General features: G+C 60.0%; 1 protein-coding gene. It reads left to right on the top strand.

The features are described 5' to 3' along the window. Nucleotides 1-172 precede the first annotated feature (172 nt). A complete protein-coding gene (locus A5791_RS00280) occupies nucleotides 173-760 on the top strand; it encodes a hypothetical protein (RefSeq protein ID WP_156660919.1) in 588 nt (195 codons plus the stop codon). Nucleotides 761-1,246: the final 486 nt, after the last annotated feature.

Here is a 1,246-nt window from a genome sequence, read left to right on the forward strand (position 1 = left end):
CCGCTTGACGCAGTCATGAAGCTCAGACGTGCCGGTTCGGCCATTGCCAACATCACCGGCCTTGAGCCCGACGAGGCCAAGAAGCAAACGGCAATCTGCAAGTTGATCGACGAACTACTCGCCAGCATCCAGCCGGCCACCGAATCAAACTAGAACAGAACGGAATTGATCAATGGACAACAGCGAAACTGGGACAGAACCGCGTTGGTGGAACGAAGGCACCACACTTGCAGAAATTGCCGTGTGGTACGCCGAGGGGTGCGTGCTTACCCAGGAAAACCGCGCTCGCTTTATCGCCGACCTGCAGGCCGACGGCTTCGATGACAGCACCCTTAAGCAATGCGCCGAACAAAGAATCGAATGGATTGCGGCTCAGGAGGGCATCTATCAAGGGTGGCCGGTTCCGGACTTGGACAGTGCAATGGAAGGGGTCTACGACGAGTTGGTGAATATGTACCTGCTTGGCTCCCCTAGCGATAACTACTACACAGACGCACAGATTGCTCGACGGATGCTCGACAGCATGTACACGCAACCCGACGAGATGAACGCTCCCTACCACGTAATGCAGGGTGTCGTCTGTGACCTCAAGGTACTAGCTGAGCGTGCCAAAGACGCCGACAGAGCCGCCATACTGCAAACCGCGTTAAAGGGAGCCCAGTGCCTTGCTAGCGAGGAATTCCGTTTAGTAATGGAAGGGCTTGCCGAAAACCCCGGTTACGCCCACAGGCTGCTGGGTGGCGTTGGCGGGCAGTTTTAACCTCCCCGGCATCTGCCTTCGCCATATAGCACTTGGCCGCCTAGGTGCGGTTGGTGGAACACCTAGACGGCCAAGTTGCGAACAGCGCAGCCGCGAGTCGTCTGGGCCGGAAGGTCTCGCAGCTCACGCTGTCCGCGTGGCGCGCTGCAGCTGCTGGCTGAACTGCGCGCAGCCGGTCTGTTATCGCTTCTTGCGCTGCCGGGCAGAGCTTTTAGCGCGACGGCCAATGGCGCTGTTGCCCTTCGCCTTCGCCAAACGCGCGAACCTGCGGCGGGCTGCCGCTTGTTTCTTGGTGGCCATCGTAGTCTCCTAGCGACGCTCTACCCGTACTTGCGGCGCACAGTCGGGACTAGTGCCCCTGTACCTACCGCCCTCGGATGGCGGCTTGCCGCGCAGCGGCACAGGCTCTAGGCCATCGGCCCAACTGAACTCGCTAGCGCCGGTATCGCCGTTTTCCAGATACGCGAGGTTGCGCGCAAGCTGGTC

The organism is Mycobacterium sp. 852002-51163_SCH5372311 (assembly GCF_001667115.1).
GTDB lineage: Bacteria > Actinomycetota > Actinomycetes > Mycobacteriales > Mycobacteriaceae > Mycobacterium.

What these genes read in the sequence shown, in the direction of transcription:
- A5791_RS00280 (WP_156660919.1), top strand. Translation starts at nt 173, where the DNA reads ATGGACAACAGCGAAACTGGGACAGAACCGCGTTGGTGGAACGAAGGC.